At 61.6% G+C, this 18,245-nt stretch carries 12 protein-coding genes and 6 pseudogenes; 10 read left to right on the top strand and 8 right to left on the bottom strand.

The annotated features are described in order from the left end of the window. From NQJ30_RS18425 to NQJ30_RS18415, 3 genes and pseudogenes are all read left to right on the top strand, one after another. The coding region (locus tag NQJ30_RS18425; RefSeq protein WP_255771719.1) for a tyrosine-type recombinase/integrase at nt 1–767 on the top strand (767 nt) is incomplete at its 5' end. Then, nucleotides 764–1,759: a tyrosine-type recombinase/integrase gene (locus NQJ30_RS18420; RefSeq protein WP_255771718.1), complete on the top strand. Its 996-nt coding sequence runs from the start codon at nt 764–766 to the stop codon at nt 1,757–1,759. The genes NQJ30_RS18425 and NQJ30_RS18420, both read left to right, overlap by 4 nt. Before the next feature lie 93 nt (nt 1,760–1,852). Next, nucleotides 1,853–2,092, top strand: a pseudogene (locus tag NQJ30_RS18415) (ATP-binding protein); the annotation flags it as partial. Nucleotides 2,093–2,210: 118 nt separating this feature from the next. Here the strand turns inward: NQJ30_RS18415 and NQJ30_RS18410 are convergent. Continuing rightward, nucleotides 2,211–2,594: pseudogene (locus tag NQJ30_RS18410) on the bottom strand (IS481-like element ISAar27 family transposase); the annotation flags it as partial. A 988-nt stretch (nt 2,595–3,582) separates the two neighbouring features. Continuing rightward, a complete protein-coding gene (locus NQJ30_RS18405; protein WP_374113288.1) occupies nt 3,583–5,070 on the bottom strand; it encodes a polysaccharide biosynthesis tyrosine autokinase in 1,488 nt (495 codons plus the stop codon). Between the two features lie 654 nt (nt 5,071–5,724). Between NQJ30_RS18405 and NQJ30_RS18400 the strand changes: the two genes are divergently transcribed. Both NQJ30_RS18400 and NQJ30_RS18395 read left to right on the top strand, forming a co-directional pair. Continuing rightward, nucleotides 5,725–6,765: an acyltransferase family protein gene (locus NQJ30_RS18400; RefSeq protein ID WP_255771715.1), complete on the top strand. Its 1,041-nt coding sequence runs from the start codon at nt 5,725–5,727 to the stop codon at nt 6,763–6,765. A gap of 392 nt (nt 6,766–7,157) precedes the next feature. After that, nucleotides 7,158–8,231: an acyltransferase family protein gene (locus tag NQJ30_RS18395; protein ID WP_255771713.1), complete on the top strand. Its 1,074-nt coding sequence runs from the start codon at nt 7,158–7,160 to the stop codon at nt 8,229–8,231. 199 nt (nt 8,232–8,430) lie between these two features. Here the strand turns inward: NQJ30_RS18395 and NQJ30_RS18390 are convergent. Beyond that, nucleotides 8,431–8,838, bottom strand: a pseudogene (locus tag NQJ30_RS18390) (IS1380 family transposase); the annotation flags it as partial. A gap of 22 nt (nt 8,839–8,860) precedes the next feature. Between NQJ30_RS18390 and NQJ30_RS18385 the strand changes: the two are divergent. From NQJ30_RS18385 to NQJ30_RS18375, 3 genes and pseudogenes are all read left to right on the top strand, one after another. Then, nucleotides 8,861–9,733: pseudogene (locus NQJ30_RS18385) on the top strand (ISL3 family transposase); the annotation flags it as partial. A gap of 240 nt (nt 9,734–9,973) precedes the next feature. Further along, nucleotides 9,974–10,300: a hypothetical protein gene (locus NQJ30_RS18380; RefSeq protein ID WP_255771711.1), complete on the top strand. Its 327-nt coding sequence runs from the start codon at nt 9,974–9,976 to the stop codon at nt 10,298–10,300. A gap of 280 nt (nt 10,301–10,580) precedes the next feature. Further along, nucleotides 10,581–10,799: a hypothetical protein gene (locus tag NQJ30_RS18375; protein WP_255771710.1), complete on the top strand. Its 219-nt coding sequence runs from the start codon at nt 10,581–10,583 to the stop codon at nt 10,797–10,799. A gap of 120 nt (nt 10,800–10,919) precedes the next feature. Here the strand turns inward: NQJ30_RS18375 and NQJ30_RS18370 are convergent. Together NQJ30_RS18370 and NQJ30_RS18365 are read right to left on the bottom strand one after the other, a co-directional pair. After that, nucleotides 10,920–11,425: pseudogene (locus NQJ30_RS18370) on the bottom strand (transposase); the annotation flags it as partial. Nucleotides 11,426–11,503: 78 nt separating this feature from the next. Further along, complete coding sequence (locus NQJ30_RS18365; RefSeq protein ID WP_255771709.1) at nt 11,504–12,037, bottom strand: transposase; 534 nt, start codon at nt 12,035–12,037, stop codon at nt 11,504–11,506. 667 nt (nt 12,038–12,704) lie between these two features. Here NQJ30_RS18365 and NQJ30_RS18360 point away from each other — a divergent pair. Continuing rightward, a complete protein-coding gene (locus NQJ30_RS18360) occupies nt 12,705–13,865 on the top strand; it encodes an acyltransferase family protein (protein ID WP_255771708.1) in 1,161 nt (386 codons plus the stop codon). 63 nt (nt 13,866–13,928) lie between these two features. On the opposite strand, the gene NQJ30_RS18355 is transcribed toward NQJ30_RS18360, so the two are convergent. Next, entirely contained in the window at nt 13,929–14,366 is a 438-nt protein-coding gene (locus NQJ30_RS18355) for a hypothetical protein (RefSeq protein WP_255771707.1), read from the bottom strand. A 250-nt stretch (nt 14,367–14,616) separates the two neighbouring features. Between NQJ30_RS18355 and NQJ30_RS18350 the strand changes: the two genes are divergently transcribed. Next, on the top strand, nt 14,617–15,282 hold the full coding sequence (locus NQJ30_RS18350) for a hypothetical protein (protein WP_255771705.1): 666 nt from the start codon (nt 14,617–14,619) through the stop codon (nt 15,280–15,282). 63 nt (nt 15,283–15,345) lie between these two features. Here NQJ30_RS18350 and NQJ30_RS18345 read toward each other — a convergent pair whose 3' ends face one another. Both NQJ30_RS18345 and NQJ30_RS18340 read right to left on the bottom strand, forming a co-directional pair. Beyond that, nucleotides 15,346–17,613: an FHA domain-containing protein gene (locus NQJ30_RS18345; RefSeq protein ID WP_255771704.1), complete on the bottom strand. Its 2,268-nt coding sequence runs from the start codon at nt 17,611–17,613 to the stop codon at nt 15,346–15,348. Nucleotides 17,614–17,623: 10 nt separating this feature from the next. Then, nucleotides 17,624–18,245, bottom strand: a pseudogene (locus NQJ30_RS18340) (serine/threonine-protein kinase); the annotation flags it as partial.

The raw sequence follows: 18,245 nt of genomic DNA, 5'->3' as shown, positions 1-18,245 counted from the left end.
AACTCACCGCCAGGAAACCGGACGAGGCAGCGTCAACCCAGTGCAAACGTATCGCCATCTTGCGGCAGTTCTGTGTGTGGCTTGCCAGCAAGGGTTTCGCGCCGGCGATCCCGCCTGAGGGGCTCGCCCGCGACACCACCGATTTTGTGCCGAGGATCGTGTCAGAGTCCGAGATGGCCAGCATCCTCACCGTTGCTGATCGCGCCCAATCCGAGCAGCGGAGGTTGCTGCTCCGGTTGCTTTGGTGCTGCGGTATGCGCATCGGTGAAGTCTGCGCGCTTGCCCTCTCCGACGTGGATCTCAGCGTGGGCACGATTCTCATCACGCACGCCAAAGGCGACAGGACCAGGCTGCTGCCCATGTCGGAATCTCTGTGGGAGTACGTCGCAGGCTATCTGGAACGATGCGAGCTCGCGGGCGCAGATGGCGCCCTGCCGCTGATGCCAACGGCACGGGGCAACTTTCCGCGCAGCAGCAATGCGGGTGTCGCCCTCAGCCTCATCTTCGCTCAGGCTGGTGTTCTCACACGTCAGGGCAGACCAATTCGCCCGCACGATCTCAGGCATTCGTATGCGGTTCACGCGCTCGAGAAAATGGTCGATGACGGAACAGATATCTACGTCGCCCTACCTCTTCTGGCCACATACATGGGCCACGCCGACATTCAGAGCACCGAGTACTACCTAAGATTCACCACGGACACGTTGCTCCGAATCATCGACGCGCAACAGCAGACATCGCAACGTGTGTTCGAGGGTGCATCATGAGAGAGTTCCAGTCGCTGCTGCAAACATTCCTCATCGACTACCTGCCGAGAAGGCGAGGGCTCAGCCCTCACACCATCGCTTCATACCGGGACACGTTCGTGCTGCTCCTCAAATGGATGAACAGTTGCGAGGGCGTGACACCCGACAAGGTCATCATGGCAAGCCTCGACCCCGACCATATCGGCCGATTCACCGATTGGCTTCGCGAAGAACGCGGATGCGCCGCTTCAACCTCGAACGCGCGCATCGCTGCCATCAGATCATTCGCAAAGTTCGTTCAGTCCCAGGCGCCCGAGCACATCGAGATCTGCCGCCGCCTCCTTCAGATTCCCTCGATGAAGGCCCCAAAACCCGCGGAGGTCGAATTCTTGAACGTCGATGCCGTGCAACTCGTAGTCGCCGCCGCGTCAGGCACTTTGCGAGATCTCGCGATAGTGTCCCTTCTCTACGACTCAGGTGCCAGAGTCAGCGAGATCTGCGGGATGACGGTCGGAGACCTGACGTTCTCTCGCCCGCACACCGCCCGGGTCATCGGGAAAGGGAGGAAAGCACGCGTTATCCCATTGTCTTCACAAGTCGGCGAGATACTGTCTCGCTACGTCGCCTCAGTACGCTCCCACGCCGCGCCTACAGAGCCGCTGTTTGTGAACAGCAGCGGGAATCCGCTCGGTCGGGCGGGGGTCGCCTACGTGCTGCAAAAATGCGTCACAGCCGCGCACAGCACACATCCTGAGACAGTTCCATCGAAAGCGCACCCTCACGTGATGCGCCACTCGAAAGCCATGCACCTGCTCGACGCCGGCGTGAACCTGATCTACATCCGCGATTTCCTCGGCCACGAAAGCGTGACGACCACGGAGATCTATGCCCGGGCCAGCACTGACGCCAAACGCCGAGCCATCGAAGCCGCCCAAGCGAACATCGTTCCCGAAAGCCCCTACGGGAAGGAGCAACGGGCAGACCTGGTTGCCTGGCTACGCGACCTACTGTGACGACAAACGATTATGCGAAGCGATCGATCCTACCGAGACCGATGAACAGGACCCGACAGCGGTGCACTTCGCATAACCATTTGCTCTACATAAGACGAATGGCTTCTCGACCACCCCGACGAGGGCATGCGCAGCATGCTCCTGGAACTGCTGGAGCGCCGGTACGACACAGCATCAACCGTGTTTTGCACCCAGTACGCCAAGAAAGACTGGCACCAGAGGCTCGGCTCCGGGGTCCACGCCGATGCGATCATGGACCGAATCGTGCATAACACCATCTGGGTCGATACCGGCAACCACAACATGCGTGAACACGCCACCATGAAGCAGTAAAGATTGCCGGTGGGGCCGGTGGCCCCCACAACCCCGGCCACTGGCCCCCACCGGCAATATCAATGGCCCAGACAGGCAATATCGGGTGGCCTCCAAACCTTCAAATACTCAGTGCCGCGTCGACATGACCGACGCTGGCCAAAAGGCGAGCTATCGTCGCTACCGACGGAACCTTCCCGCCCGGGAACGCGTCCTGCATGGCCAATTCGTAGTAGATCGAACGTGGACCGTAGTCCCAGCCCTCAGCTTTGAGTTTCTTGCGGATTTTCACCAACTCGTTGACGACCGCAGGCTCGTACCTCCGGGCAGGAGTCTTCGGTGCCCGGGAGCGTGGGTGCAGGGCACCGGTCGATTCGTGGGCAGCACGCGTACGAATCTTGTAGAAGACGCTCCGCGAGATCTTGACCGAGCCGCAGAACTCAGTGACGGTCAGGGCGTGAGGCTGGGTGGGGTCATAGTTGATGATGGCGGCGCGCGTCTGCGGCGAGAGAGAATTCGTCATTCCCCCGAATATCACAGACGACATCCCCATGCAGGTGTCTCCGATGTGCTGAGACACCGTGTCCACGATGTCATGAGATCGTGTGTCCACGATGTGTTGAGACAGGACACACAAAGCCATGAGACTCGGTGTCCACGAAGGGATGAGGTTCAGTGTCCACGATGTAGCGAGATTACACACCAACTATCCAGACCAGCCGTACCAACTGAAGCTATCTGCCATCCACGTCGAAGCCACCGCCGAGACCGGCTGCCCCGCCTGTGGCGTGATCAGCACCCGCGTGCATTCCCGCCGCCCACAACGTCTGCGCGACATCCCGGCTCTTCGCGGCTCGTGGGGAAATGGATCCCTGGAAGCGTCATGCCGCCGTCCGGACGGCGCTGCTTAGGAGAATAATCGTTTTATAGTTGGCTGCATTGCGATAGCCGCGGGCTGCTCTTAGATGTTCTTGATCGCAGTGTTGGCCGGACTGACACTTCACCACACTGTTGCCATCCATGTCGCCGAGAGGGGACACGGCCGGCCGGTCGCCGAACCGGCGTCCCGGGCCTGGGTATTGGATGCTGACTTGCCCAAGATCGAGGTTATGGTTATAGGGCGTGCGGGCCAGGCCGTCCGCAAGCCAATTGTCTAGGGAACCATGTGTCAGACCTGTACCAGGATAGGCAGCAGGCCACCAACATTTTCAAGCCGACCATTCTGCAATTCAAGTCGAATGTAGCAGCTCAACACAAGAAGTGCGTTCGACGGGCTCTGCCAGACCAGCACCGGGTGCATTCCGTTCCGTCAGACAACCGGGCTGGCTTTGCCATCCTGTTAGTCAAGCTAGAAGTTCTTGTGGCCTTTCGAGCCAAATTGACCTCCGGAACGTTGGCGGTGTTGGCAACCACCAACCCAAGAGATATTCACTAATCAGGCTGTTGCAATGTCCTAACTCGGTATGTCTACTGCCTTCAGACCAGCTTGTGTTTTTTGCTGTGCGATCTCTTCAGCTCAGCCGTCGAGCTTCCGCCCCAGGGAAGCGTGATGCCGGCCTCTCACGCCCGACCAAACTTGGCTGAAATCCACTCCCAGCGTCTTCAGACGTCTGGGCCTCAGCCATCGGAAGATCGACTGGCCCAGCGACCTCGCCTCTACTACGTTGTTCGGACTGCGTGTAGTAGCCGTAGGAGTATGCGTCGGGACCTCTGGCGGGAAGTCTGTTCAGAACTACTCCCAGAACTTTGGCGCCGACGAGCTCCAGCGCTTCAAGCGATCTAGCTAGCTCATTCTTCTTGACTTTCTGCGTTCCGACAACAACAACTACACCGCCGACGTGCTGTGACAGGACTGCCGCATCTGTGACTGGAAGTATGGGGGGCGCGTCGATTATGACAGTATCAAAGGCTTGTTCCAGCCGCTCAATCAGGTGTCGCATCTCTTCCGAGCCCAGAAGCTCACTAGGGTTGGGCGGAATCTGCCCAGTCGTGAGAACGAACAAGTTGTCCCCGCCCCAAGGCTGTAATAGATCGTCCACATGAATCTCGCCGAGAAGAGCCGTGGTTAGTCCCGCGCCTCGATCAAGTCCTAAGTATTCGTTAACCATTGGGCGTCGGAGGTCGGCGTCAATCAGACACACGCTCTGCCCGTTTTGAGCTAGTGCAATGGCGAGATTCGTTGCCGTCGTGCTCTTTCCTTCCCCTGGAAGGGAGGAAGTGATCAAGACGGTTTTGGCTCTACCGGCGATATTGGCGAACTGCAAATTCGTGCGTAGCTGCCGAAAGGATTCAGCCCTTGGGCTTTGAGCTTCTGCCTGAGTCAGCAGAGGCTTCTTCACAGCATCTTGATGGAACGCAATAGCCCCAAGAAGGGATGCGTCGGTCACGGTACGGAGGTCTGCTTCGCCGCGGACCCGACTGTCCAACGTGGCCCTCAGAAGTGCAGCGCCAACTCCGAGGATAAGTCCCGAAAGGCCGGCGACCAGCAGGTTAACCTTTGTATTTGGACCTGACGGAGTTACCGGAGCGGTGGCGGGTTTGATTATCGAAAGCCGGACAGGAGAAGTGCCCCCTGCCTTTGGCTTCTCTAGTTCGTCCACCGCTTGTATGAGGCTGTTAGAAACAGCCTGCGCGATGGCCGCGGACTGTACCGGAGAGAAGTCGGTAACCGTAATGTTGATCAACACGGTGTTCAACTCTGTAGTCGCCTGAACACGGGATGCCAATTCCTGTGCGGTGACGTTGAGGCCGAGTGCATCAATTGCAGGCTGCAGTACCACAGGCGAATTGACCGTTTTAACATAGGACTGGACTCTGGCCTGGCTGAAGTTGTTACCCTGCTGGAGTTCCTGCACCGTCCCGGAGCTTTGAATGGCTACGAACAGCTGAGTCTCTGCCGTATACGTGGGCTTGGTCAGCACTGAAGCCAAACCACCCACAAGAAGGCCGGCAAGAGCAGTGACAATAACTAGCATCCAGTTGCGGCGAAGAATGCGCATGTGGTCGCGTAGGTCCAAACCGGGTCCCCCTGGGTCGATTGGGGGCCGAACTGTAGCGGCCCCAACACTGCGTTTTACACGCTCGGCCCCAATTGTACCCGCCTGTATATGCCCAGTATTCGTCGCGTGGTCCTGCCTGCGTCATACGCCAGCGAGAGTGTGGACTGGGTTACTGCCAAAAGCATGCGCAACGTTGCCACAAGGCATAGCCCGACCGCCGATGAACTTCCTCGCTAACAGGACAGATGAATCGCGGAAACCTGGCCCTTATTGGCGTCTCGACCGGCACGGCATGAGACGTTCCTCTCGCGAGAGTGGCAGGACCGACGCTGCCGCCTTCGTCTCAGATGGGTACTCCGGCTTCCTCGACGACGAAGGGGAGTTGGGTCGCAGGTTGCTGTATCTGCGTGCTCAGCACAAAGGATAACGGCGGTCAGCGACCTCGCCCCGTCGTGCTTGTGGTGGCGCGTCACATGGTTGGCGTCTTGTCGCAGGCGCCGCAGAACGTCATTTGCTGCTTAATCCCCATGCTTGAACTATACGCAGTAACCCGGCCGTCTCCGGAATGGCCCGGAGTACAATGTTGGCGGGAAGACCGAGTAAACTTGCCCACTGAAGAACGTTTACGCAGATATCTAAACTTGGGGGACGGCCGTGGGCTCGATTCGAGAGCGCCTTGATTCGCGAAACAACTCTCTGAACTTCTTGCGCCTCGCTTTTGCCAGCCTCGTCATCATATCGCATTCGACTCCCATTGGCGGGTTTGGGGCAGAGTGGAGGATTGGTGGACTGACTCTTGGGAACATCGCGGTGGGAGGGTTCTTCGCAATCAGCGGGTACCTGATTACGGCTAGCCGTACCAGAACTGACTTTTTGTCGTACCTATGGCGACGCTTCCTTCGCATTTTTCCTGGATATTGGGCGTGCCTTGCGGTGGTTGGCCTTATATTTGGCCCAGTGGCAGCAACGGTTCGAGGAAATTGGTCGTTGGAATCAGGATTTGAGTACGTTGCGTCAAATGCCTCAATGGTCTTCAACGGCATCCCGTTCACCGGGGCGCTTGCGGGTGCGCCCTTCCCTTGGACCTGGAATGGTTCGCTGTGGACTCTCCGCTACGAGTTGGTGTGCTATGTGGTTATTGGGGTGGCATTCCTGCTTCCCCGTCTAAAATTCAAGCCGATTTTCTTTTCGCTTTGCTTAGGTGGAATTACGGCCTACAGCTTTCTCTCAGACCTATTGGACTTTGGTGGGCTGCTTGGTGATGCGGCGTTTCTACTTCCATTTTTTGTGGCGGGTGCATGTCTATTCCAGTATTCACATCTAGTACCATTGAGCGGAAAGCTAGCGGCTGCTGCTGCAGTAGTTCTCGTCACGATTCTCGTGCTTGGGTTGGGGCGTAGCCTTGTCGCTATACCGTTCACATATCTGTGCTTGTGGGGTGGCATCGCGCTACCTGCGGTCTTCCAGCGTGTTGGTCGGCACAACGATTTTTCGTATGGCCTCTATTTGTATGGTTTTCCCGTGCAACAGATGCTCGTGCTCTTAGGTTTAGAGAAATTTGGGCTGCCCTGGTTTATTATGTTGAGCCTTCTCGCGACGATTCCGATCGCGGCAGTAAGCTGGTTTCTGATTGAGCGACCATCGATGGGCCTGAAGGGCCTCGTAAGTAGTTGGCCAAAGAAAGTTCGCGTGTGATGCATGTTACGAATCTTTTTATCTGCGGAAAGAATGTTCATGATTGCGTCTAATGAATGCGCATCCTCCAGTTCAAATTTAGCTGCAGTGGAACTCTCTCTCGGAAGTTTTGTCGCACAACCGGGTCAGTATCCTAAAGTATAGCTACTGCACTATTAAGGTCACCCGGATAAATTTTGCGCTGAGCCGATCGTTAGCCGAATTAACCAGACGGGCAATATTTTGGAAGACTCATTACTGGGCTTTAGCATTACTGACGGTGCCGATGTAGGGAGCCGCTCGTCTCGTCGAACGGCTCCCGGACAGGAGCGGTTCGCCGCCACCATGATGCCCCAGATGACCGCCCGGAGCCTCCTTGAGTTTTCTAGTTCCTCCTATGTCAGGTTCATCCGTTGAGCAGGAAATTCAATGCGACAGCTTTCAGTGACAAACCAACTCTGTTGCCCCGGGATTTGCCCACCCTGACGTCATTGCGGGCGTTTGCGGCGCTTTTAGTCTTTATATACCATCTGGAGGCTGCGGGGGTCATTAATTTTCCCCCGGCGCGCCTTGGATACACCGGCGTTGCTTTCTTCTTCGTGCTTTCCGGGTTTGTGCTTGCATGGGGCTACCGTCCGGACTTCTCAACCAGTAGGTTCTATCTACGTCGTGTTGCTAGAGTGTATCCGAGCCATATTGCGATGTGGTTAGTTGTGCTGCTCTTGCCGAATCCGAATGGATCGCACGGTCCACTAGCTGCGATCCTCAATCTTCTTCTCTTGCAAGCATGGCCGCCGAGTCTCGACTATGCATTTTCTCTAAACGGCGTGGCTTGGTCGTTATCCTGTGAAATCGGGTTTTATGCAGCGTTTCCGTTGATAGTGCGATTCCTTGGTCGTCTGAATGTAAGGGCGATGTGGATTGTCGCTTTCGGAGCCTTCGCAATTTCGTCGGTCTTCGTAATTGCGAGTTCGGGGGAATCTGCATCGGCCGCGGTCGCCGCTCTGCATTACGTCAATCCCATAATCCGCCTGCCCGAGTTCATGCTGGGTGTCGTTGCTGCTCTTGCCATTCGTTCTGGGTGGCGCCCGCGTTGGGTAACGGGATTGGGGGTTATTTTTCTGGCCAGTGGGGGATTCTTGTTTGCTCACGATTATCCATCTGTCAACGTCTGGGCCACACTCTTCTATTTGGTGCTGATAATAGGGTTCGTGCTCACCGACATTCACAGGCCGATGCCTTTCATGCAATTACGTGCATTGATTTATGCTGGCAAAGTCTCTTTTTGCTTCTACCTTGCGCATCAGATCGTTATCCTCCAAATTGAAGCTCTTAAGCTCGGGGCAGGCGCCACCGTTCTCGCTTCGCTGGGGGCCTCGTGTCTGTTGGCCTCAGTGCTTCATCACGTCGTAGAAATCCCTACGTTCAAGTGGCTTGTTATTCGTTTTGGCCCCAAGGAGCGGACAACCGAGACGACGGACAGTTAGTGATGGGCACGCGGCGAAACGACCCCAATAACGCCATATCCCGGCCGCGGAGTCGCCATTCCGTGGGGCCCTTCCTCGACAACAAACGTCTGCGGCTCGGCCTTATGTGCGAACGGGTGCGCGGCAACGACATCGTGTTCCTCCTTAATAATGCCGGGACCGGCAGGCCAACAACTCCGATTCTTACTCATTCGGGGGCTACTAAGAAGGTGGCGTTGATGACCCAGGCATCGGTCCGGTCGTGCCCGGTCTGGTCCAGGGCCAGCTGCCAGTACTCTTTGTCGCTGATCCAGTCGACCATGTGGGCCTTGCCGAACGGCAGGGTGTAGGTGGTGGTGAACTGCACGCCGAGACTGTGCAGGTGCCAGAGGAACTTCCTCGGGGCCCCGGCGCTGTCGGTTCGGACCAGGACCTTCTCCCCGACCAGGGCCCCGGTTCCGTCGTAGAATCTCTCGGGCAGTTGGGCGGTGGCGGTGTGGAAGACCCGGATGTGGTCATCGGCGCTGTTCGCTCCGGCGTTGCCGGGCCGGAGGACGGCGGCGAGGATTTCCCCGGACCCCTTGCCGGCGCCGTAATCACAGGAGGCGATGAACGGAGCGAACCCGTAACGGGCTCTTCCGAATTGAGGGGAGGGCCGGCGCGTGTTGATCGATGACCCCAGGCGTTTCGATGGGGTGAAGGTCATTGGTGTTGATGAGCATGTTTGGCGGCACACCCGCCGCGGGGACAAGTACGTCACCGTCATCATCGATCTGACACCGATCCGTGACGGCACCGGCCCGTCCCGGCTGCTGGAGATGGTCGAGGGCCGCTCGAAGCAGGTCTTCGCCACGTGGCTGAACGAACGCCCCGAGGAGTGGCGGAAAGGGGTGGAAGTCGTGGCCATGGACGGATTCTCCGGCTTCAAAAGTGCAGCCGCCGAAGAGCTTCCCGAAGCCGTCCCGGTCATGGACCCCTTCCACGTCATCCGCCTGGCAGGGGACTCACTGGACGTCTGCAGGCGGCGGGTTCAGCAGGCAACGTGCGGGCACCGCGGCCGCGCCGGGGATCCTCTCTACAAAGCGAGGCGGACACTGCACACGGGTGAGGACCTGCTCACCGATAAACAACGCCAACGCCTTCAGGACTTGTTCGCCACCGATGCGCACGTCGAGGTCGAAGCCGGCTGGGGCATTTATCAGCGCATGATTGCCGCCTACCGGGAGCCGGACCGCATCCAGGGAAAGAAGCTCATGCAGGCAGTGGTCGATTCCCTCAGCAACGGCGTCCAGGCCGCTCTCACCGAGCTCAAGACGCTGGGGCGGACCCTCAAACGACGGGCAGAAGACGTGCTGGCGTACTTCGATCGGCCCGGAACATCGAACGGCCCCACAGAAGCGATTAACGGCAGACTGGAACACCTTCGCGGCTCAGCCCTCGGGTTCCGCAACCTCACCAACTACATAGCCCGCTCGCTCCTGGAATCCGGCGGATTCAGACCGAAACTACACCCTCAATTCTGAAGAGCAATCAATGGCTGGCTCGAGCACCTCCGCGGCTCGGCCCTGGGCTTCCGAAACCTCACCAACTACATAGCCCGATCGCTGCTGGAAACCGGCGGATTTAGGCTCCGTCTACGCCCTCAAATGCGATGAGCCAGCAAAGGCGGGAAGTCATTCGTGACTTCTCGCCTTTGCTGCTTCGGCAGATGCTCGACCAACCTACGATTGAACGATCTACCACTCGCATTTGCAGGGGGAATTATGAAGTACAGGAACGTTGCCATTGTTGAGGCAGCCGAGACGGTCACGGAGATGCGCGAGATCCGGATTTTCGACGACAACGGCAAGGTTGTCTCCCGCGGGCGGGTGCGCACGCACGGTGAGATCCAGCAGCATATCTACGCCGCAGACTACAAGCGCACCGGGGATTGGCAGGACCACATCGACCCGGTGACCGGGGAGGAATATTGGCTGGAGAGAATCGCCACGGTGGCCCCGGTCGGCTGGTTCTCCCGTGCGTGGTCGGGCTTCGTCGCGGTGGCCGCGGTCGCCCTGGTGTTTGTTGTCTTTGCATGGCTTTTCATGTAACGCATTGATAACAGGCCGTTACTGCATGGGTCGTGCGGCCTGTCGGCCGACCTGCCCGCTTTCCAGGCATCTGCCGCAGACCCCTGGGAAGCCGCTTCACTATCGGCAGGTTTTCAGATTTACTGCCTGTGCGCCCCTGGCGCAGGGCCGGGCCGGATACGATCGGACCCGCCACCCCTTCCCTGGGTGGCGGGTCCGATTCGCTATTTGCCGACCGTGAGAACGCTGAGCAGCTGCCCGCCTTCCGGTACCTGGGCACCCGGACTTTGAGCGGAAACCGGTGACCCGCCCCACGTACAACCGCGAACCTTACATCCGGGTCGGCATGGAGATGGAAACGGTCAATGGCAAGGCCATCGCCTGGACCCCGAACTATGCGCAGGTGAAGTGGCAGGACGACGACCTCAGCATCGAGACCCGCTGGGTCCCGGCTGCCTGGGTCGAGCGGATCAGCCGGGAAGAATCCACGTGGCGCGCCCCTTACGATGTGCTCGACTGACGGAGTCGAGCACCTGCGCGGCTCGGCCCTGGGCTTCCGGAACCTGACCAACTACATCGCCCGATCACTGCTGGAAACCGGCGGATTCAGGCGCCGACTACACCCTCAAATGCGATGAGCCCCGTAACCGCCTTTGTAGGTGCCTGCCACTCTTTCCTTATCGGAGTGGGAGGTCACCAGGGTCGCGTCGACGTCGATGATCAGAGGGCCCAAGGCGGTTGCGGTCAGCGCCGGGTTCCGGTTCCCGGCGGCGTCCCAGGCCCGGGTGCGCAGTTCCCGGGTGAGGGTCTCAAACCCGTAGCCGAACAACTCGGGATTCGTGACGGTGCGTTCGAAGAACCGGGAGACGGTCGCGTTCGAGGGCAGCTGCCCGAAGACTCCGGGTGAGGACGGCAGGATGTCCAGGTCCGAGGCGTGTTCCCTCCCGCGGCGAGGGACCCGACCATGCGGCCGGGCCGGTGCTTCGCGCCGGAGGGAACAAACTGGCCAAGCCTGTCCTCGCACAGCCTGCCGAATTCCAGCGCGTCCATGAAGCCTGTGAGCACCGAAACCCCGGCGTGGGAGATCAGCGACTGGCCGGTGAAACTGAGCGGCACCGACGGGAAAACAGCGGTAGACTTCTGCATCGAAAGGGTGCTCCCTCGCTCGGCAAATAACGGTCTCGACAACCACTATTTTCCCAGTTCAGAGCACCCTTTCCCTGATTAACACGCCAGCTCAGCGGCGTCCCCATGAAAACCCCGCGCTAGTACCTTCTTGGCCTCTGCGGCGCCTTCCAGAGAACCGGTCCGCAGCAAGGTCCGGACTTGTTCTTTGATCTTCCAGACTGCCTGGAGGGTGCCGGTTGGATCATCGACAGCGAAGACTTCCTCAAGCCGGTGCGCGGCCCTGCAGCTGAGCGTGTCGCCGCCGCCCAGGAGCAGCAGCCGGTGCGCCCAGGCCCTGTCGATGGCACCCCCGCGGCGGCCCTGACCTGCTGGGAGAGGCTCTGCCGCGTCTCGGTCATGGACTGGTTGGTCAGCGAGATCAGGTGGAAGTGATTGACCGCGACGGCGGTGCGCGGAAGCCACATCCGCAACGCTTTTCGAAAACTCCGCCGAGAGGTCGATCGCGACGACCTGCACGGCAAGCCGCCGCTCCAGGGGCCGGGCGAACAGCCAATCTGCGACGCCCTTGTGGTCCCTGCCGTCCACGACGCCCAGGACTTGGCCGGTATCCAGATCAACGATCGTGGTCATTCATGGTTCGACCAGGGTCCACGCCTTCGTTCCGGGCTCCTGGAAGTAGCGCACGGACCGGACCGGTGTTCCTCAATGCCGAGCAAAGTATGGTGGCAGCGGCGGCTGCGACCCCGGTAGGCGCGGTCACGGCTCGTGGCCCTGTTCCAGGTTGAATGCTAGCCACTCATCCCAGCAGGGCCACAGCCCCTTGTCTTCAACGACACGAACTCAATTCCCCACCAACCACTAATAGCCCGTCTTTGGCTTTGACCCGCATGTGACGCCTGATGGTCAGCCGATTGGGCCCCTACGGTTCGAGCTGATTCCGCAATTCCAACGGAGAAGGCCTGCTTTTACTCGCTTGACCGCTGTAATCGCTAGCGGGCCACCGAGATCCGGGCGGCTGACTATCGCGTCCCCTACTGCGTCCCTCTTGGGATGCACCGTCTCACGGCGGGCGGCGCCGTCGCGTTGTTCATGAAAAGGCAGACACCCCTCACCAGTGATTCGGCCATCAGCTGCTTTCCGAATCTGGTGCCACAATACATCGTGCTTTTCCGGGCCCGTGATGTGGTGGCAACCGTGTCCGGTGAAAGGTGCAGGAGTAGCCGATTCAGGTAGTTACCGAAACGTTATGTAGGCTTAAAGGGTGAATCCTTGGTCAAGTAGTGGAACCCAAACGACGATGACACCCCCGGTTGCGCCCGCCAACGGGCTGATTTCCGGGCGTAAACATGCCCTTGACGGGCTTCGCACAATCGCCGTCATTGGCGTCTTCCTCTTTCATACCGTGACGGACCTCGTGCCCGGCGGATCGATCGGCGTGGACGTGTTCTTCACGCTCAGCGGCTTCGTGATCACCCTCCTGATCATGAAGGAGTACCGGGCCACGGGCCGGCTGAAGCTGGGCGTCTTCTACGCCAAGCGGCTGGCCCGGCTCTGGCCGGCGCTGCTGGCTGTCTGCGCCGTGGTGGTTTTTGTCGGCCTGATCTTTCCGCTGTCCGGGTGGGGCGGCCAGGAAGCCAACGCCATTCCGGCGGCCGGCTACGTGATGAACCTGGCCAACTACGGAGTCTTCGGGTACTCCACCGGCGGCAACGCGCTGAGCCCCACCTGGACCCTGGCCGTCGAGGAACAGTTCTACCTAGTCTGGCCGCTGCTGCTTTTGGTGATGCTGCGGTTCTGGAAGGTCCGGACCGTCACCTGGCTGACCGCGGTCCTGGCGGCAGGTTTCCTGGTGTCTCGGTTCCTCCTGGTCTCCGGTGGTGCTCCGCTGGCCCGGCTCTACAACGGGCCGGACACCAGGGCCGACCAGCTGCTGCTGGGCTGCACCCTCGCCTTGCTGTTCACCTCCGTTAAGCCCGGGTCCCGGGTCCACGCCTCCCTGCAAACCGGTGCCCTCTGGGCCGGTCCGCTCGCCGGACTCGCCCTGGTGGCTGCCGTGTTCGCCCTCAAGGAGCCGAACGAGGCCGGCACCTGGTTCAATGTCTTCTGGACCTTCGGCCCCAGCGTTTTGGCGCTGCTGGCCGGGGTGGTCATCGGCTCACTGGTCCTCCGTCCGGCCGGCCTCGCCTCACGGATCCTGAGCCACCCCTGGCTCGCCAACCCCGGCCGCGACCTCTCCTACGCCGCCTACCTCTGGCACCTGCCCATCTACCTGCTGCTGATACCCTTGGTCCCGTCACTCTGGCTCCGCGTCCCGCTCGCGGCAGCCGTGACGGTGCTGATGGCCTACCTGTCGTTCCGCTTTGTGGAGCGCCCCATCCGCCGCTGGGCCTCCAAAAAGTTGGATCCCGCCGTCGTCCGTTCCGCTCAGGAGCCCGCCCGGGAACTGGAGCCAGCCTGAGCCTAGCCGGGCCGGCGCCGTTGGCACGCCCCACAGGCGTGACCCGCGCGCCCTGACGTCGGATCAGCCCACGCAGACGCTCCTGTCAGTTGTCAGCGTCAACACGCCGCTGGGCGAGATGGTGAACCCGACAAATTGGAGGACGTTCTGGGACGAACCTTTACTGATCACCCGGAACTGATCCAAGACAATTTCGGTTCCGTCGGCGTTGATTCTGTCCGAGGCGTTCTCATTGACAATGTAAACAATGCCATCGTCGCCAACGCCTGAGGATTTAATGGAAAGATGATATGCCACAGATCCGTCGGCCTTGGTCAGGGTTAGCAGATGGTATCTGCCATTGATGACGACTAGCTCGGGATCGTCGGTGCAACCGGTGAGGTACTCGATTCTGAAGCCAACTCTTTCCAACTGGGCCGGGGCAGCCAGGGCTGCGGAGGCTGGGAGGGCTGTTGCTAACAGGACACCTGCCCCTGCGAGAATTCGGTGAAATGTACGCATCGACGTTCCTAACCTCGAAGGTCCCGCAGGCGGGCGATGACCGCAGCCTAACTCTGCCCGGGCTCGGTGCACCAGAGATTGCGCTACCAGTCTCCACATTGGGTAGGCGCGGCCGGCACCTTGGGTAGGAGTGGCCTGAGCGCTTCCGACGTGACGCCGGGGCTTTGTGCCCTACGTCCCGTTCCACGCCGGACTTAGCCTGAAGGAAGCAGTGCGGCGCTGCCGCCTGCGCTACGTCAGGAGGCACGAAGTGGAATCGGCAAAGACCAGCATCAGTGCGGGCATCGTCCTCATGGCGGTGGGCCTGCTCTTCCTGCTGGACCGGCTCGGCGTGATGGACAGCGGCGTCTACGTGCCGGCCCTGATGTTCGCCGCGGTGGGGGCGGTGTTCCTGGCAGTCTTCTTCCGCCGCCGTGATTACTGGTGGGCTGCGATTCCCGGCTCCGTTTTCCTGGGCCTGGCCGCGGTCATCACCGCCAGCCAGGTGGCGCCCGGCAGTGCGGGCGGAGCCTACCTCTTCCTGTTCATGGCCGCCGGATTCACCGGGGTGTACCTGCGCCAAACGGCAAACTGGTGGGCCCTCATCCCGGCCGGGGTGATGTTCACACTGGCCGTGATCGTGGCCCTCCCGGCGCTGCAGGGCATGGCCGTGGCGGGAGTCCTGTTCCTGGGCCTGGCAGCCACCTTCGGTGTGCTCTCCGCCGTTCCGGTCCGGACGTCCGGTCACACCGGCACCATGAAGTGGCCCCTGGTTCCGGCTGGCGTCCTCGGAGTGCTGGGGTTGATCTTTTCGCTCCAGGCCACGGCGCTGCTGGTGCCCCTGGAGTTTGCCGTCCCCACCGTCATGATCCTGGCGGGCATCGGCCTGCTGGTCTACGCCCACCGCATCCGCGGCCACGGACCGAGGACGCACTAGCGCGTATCCACGTACTCAAACACGGCTGCGCAGTGAGCGCTGCTTCGGGCTTGAGCGCCCAGGTCACAGCCGTCCTTTCCGCGTCACCGAAAGGCGCAGCGCCCACGCCGCCAGGAGGAGGAGCGCCACCGCCTGGACGCCGAGCAGTCCCATGTCAACAAGCCACTGCCCGGCCTGGGGTTCGTAGAGCTGGTCCACCGTCGGCAGGGGAGGCCGCTGCAGCCCGACTGTAGCGGCCGTGGCCGCGTACCCGAAGCGGGTGGGCAGCAGCCAGGAGACCTGCTCGATGCCGGCACGGCCGGCGACGGTGAACAGCCCCCCGCACAGGACCAGCTGCGCCATCACCAGTGCCACGAGGGCAGGCATGGTCTGTTCCGTCGTGAGGGCCGCCGCGGACACGGTCAGCCCGCCGATGGTCACCGTGACTCCCACTGCGGCCACCGCCACCGCAACCTCAAGAAGCCCGTTGCCGAGCAGCAGCGCCTGGTCCGGCCCGGGCTGTCCCAACAGCGCAAGGACGGTAAACAGTGCACACTGGAGGCCCACCAGGACACCCAGCACCGCCGCCTTGCTGAGCAGGTACGCCCACGGTGACAGACCGACGGCGTGCTCCCGCCGGTAAATGGGCCTTTCCACCACCAGCTCCCGCACGGAGAGGGCCAGGCCCATCACCGCCGCACCCACCACCAGGACCATGAGCTTTTGCCGGATCAGGGACAGGTCACCCTGCGCCGCACGGACGGAGAGCCCCGCCCCGCCCGGGAAGGTATGGGCCAGCAGCGCCAGCAGCACGGGCATGCCCACCAGGAGCGCAACAAAGAGCCGGTCCGCCGCAACCACGGCGGCGTTGCGGCGGATCAGCGTCAGGAACTGACGCAGGGGAGCCTCCCGCCGCGGCGGTGGTGAATCCGCGGCCGGAACAGGGGCGTCCACCGCGCCCGTGCCGCCGCCGTACGCTTTGCGGGCGGGGGAGCGGGCATACCGGCGGACCCAGGTCTGGTCCTCGAGGGCGGCAAACGCGGCCGGGTAGTCCGCCACACCAAAGAACGGAAGCACATCCGCAGGCGGTCCGAAAAACGCCACCCGCCCGCCACGGGCCAGCACCAGCACCCGGTCGCACTCGTTGAGGGCCAGCACGCTGTGGGTCACCACCAGGATCACCCGGCCGGCGTCCGCCAGTGAGCGCAGGCTCCGCATCACCTGCAGGTCCAGGCCTGGATCCAGCCCGGACGTCGGTTCGTCCAGGAAGATCAGCTGCGGCGCCGTCAGCAGCTCCAGCGCAATCGAGGTCCGTTTGCGCTCGCCGTCCGAGAGCGAATCGATGCGGTGATCAATCCGTTTGGAAAGGTTTACCTCCGCCACCACGCGGTTGACCCTGTCGTCCCGTTCCGCCTTGCCCGTGTCCGGGGGGAGGCGCAGCCGGGCAGCGAACTGCAGCGCCCGGCGCACGGTCAGCTGGCGGTGCAGGATGTCTTCCTGCGGCACCAGCCCCACCAGGAAGCGGAGCTGCGCGTACTCCGAATACAGGTCCCGGCCGTTCCAGGTGACCTTTCCTCGGGTCGCGGGCCGCAGCCCGGTCAGGGCTCCGAGCAGCGTGGATTTACCGGCCCCGGACGGCCCGATCACCGCCACCAGCTGGCCGGCTGGAACTGTCATGGAGAGGTCATCGATCAGGTGCTCACCGGACCTGGTGGTGATTTCCAGGTGCCGGGCACTGAACACCGGGCGTGCCGGCGTCGGACTGGCAACGCCTGAGCCGTCCCACGTCAGGGTGCTCGTGCCGACGCCGATCAGGTCACCGGGGTGCAGCGGCGTGGCCGCCTCCACGCGCTTGCCGTTGAGAAAGGTGCCGTTGAAGCTTCCGGCGTCGCGCAGCATGGCCTGCCCGGCAATATCGACGACGGCATGCCGGCGTGACACCAGCGGGTCATCCAGCGTCACGTCGCACGAGCGCGACCGTCCAATGGTCAGCACCCGCGGGGCGGCGGCCGGCCCGGCTGCTTTGGCCTCCAGCTGCAGTTCAGGCCCGTCCACATGGCCCAGCCGCAGGCGGAGGCCGCCCGGCGGAAGGGACACCGGCTGATCCATCACCCGGTCCGGGTCCAGGATCCACGTGCCGTTATGGCTAGCCTGGTCAGCCACCCACCAGAGGCCGTCGGAGTGCCTGATCTTGAGGTGCTCGCGGCTGACGCGGTCATCATCAAGGCGCACCTGGGCGGCCGTGCCCCGTCCCACCCGGACCGTCTCCGAGGGCGTAAAGCTCCATTCGTGGCCGTCCGAGCGGATCACCAGGCTCGTCTCTGCCGCGGATGGCTGCGGCTGCTCCGGCATGGCCCGCCCCTCACTTCGTCCGGAGGGACGCGGCCACCTGGTCGAACACTGCCGTCCGCTGCTCGAACAGTGACGAAGGAGCGAAGAAGACCAGTAGCTGGACCGGCTCGGTCTCCACCACAAAAACACGGAGCTGCAGGGTGACCGTGGCCGAGAGGGGCAAGGTTCCCTCCATGCCCTGGGCACGGACCTGCCCCACGGTGGCCGGTCCCCGGTCCACAAGGCGCGCATCCAGGCCCGGCAGCAGGGCTTCGGCGGTGTTGACCCGCGCTGCAGGGCTTTGCCCGCTCAGCCCCACCGGCTGGTGGTAGATGGCCAGCCCCACCACCTTGTCCGGCTCGGCAGCGGTCCGGGCCGCTTTGGCCAGGGCCTCCGGTTCATCGGCAAACAGGGCGGTGAGGTCCGCGCCGGACATCACCGTGACAGTACTGTTCCCGGCCTCGCGGGTTCGGATGGTCCAGCCCGCCGGGATCTCCAACGTGTAGGGAATGGCCTGTGTGTTGAGCGTTTGCGGGCCCTTCTCGGCCAGCATCCCCGGGAGCAGCAGTCCCGCCAGGAGAAGTACGACGGCGACTCCCGCAGCTACCAGCCAGGTGGCCACCGTCAGTGCCCGGTTCTTGAGGCGGTGCCGG

Origin of the sequence: Pseudarthrobacter sulfonivorans, assembly GCF_024391045.1 — a bacterium.
GTDB lineage: Bacteria > Actinomycetota > Actinomycetes > Actinomycetales > Micrococcaceae > Arthrobacter > Arthrobacter sulfonivorans_B.
Note: the sequence above shows the minus strand (reverse complement) of the source record. Positions and strands in the feature narration are given on the sequence as shown.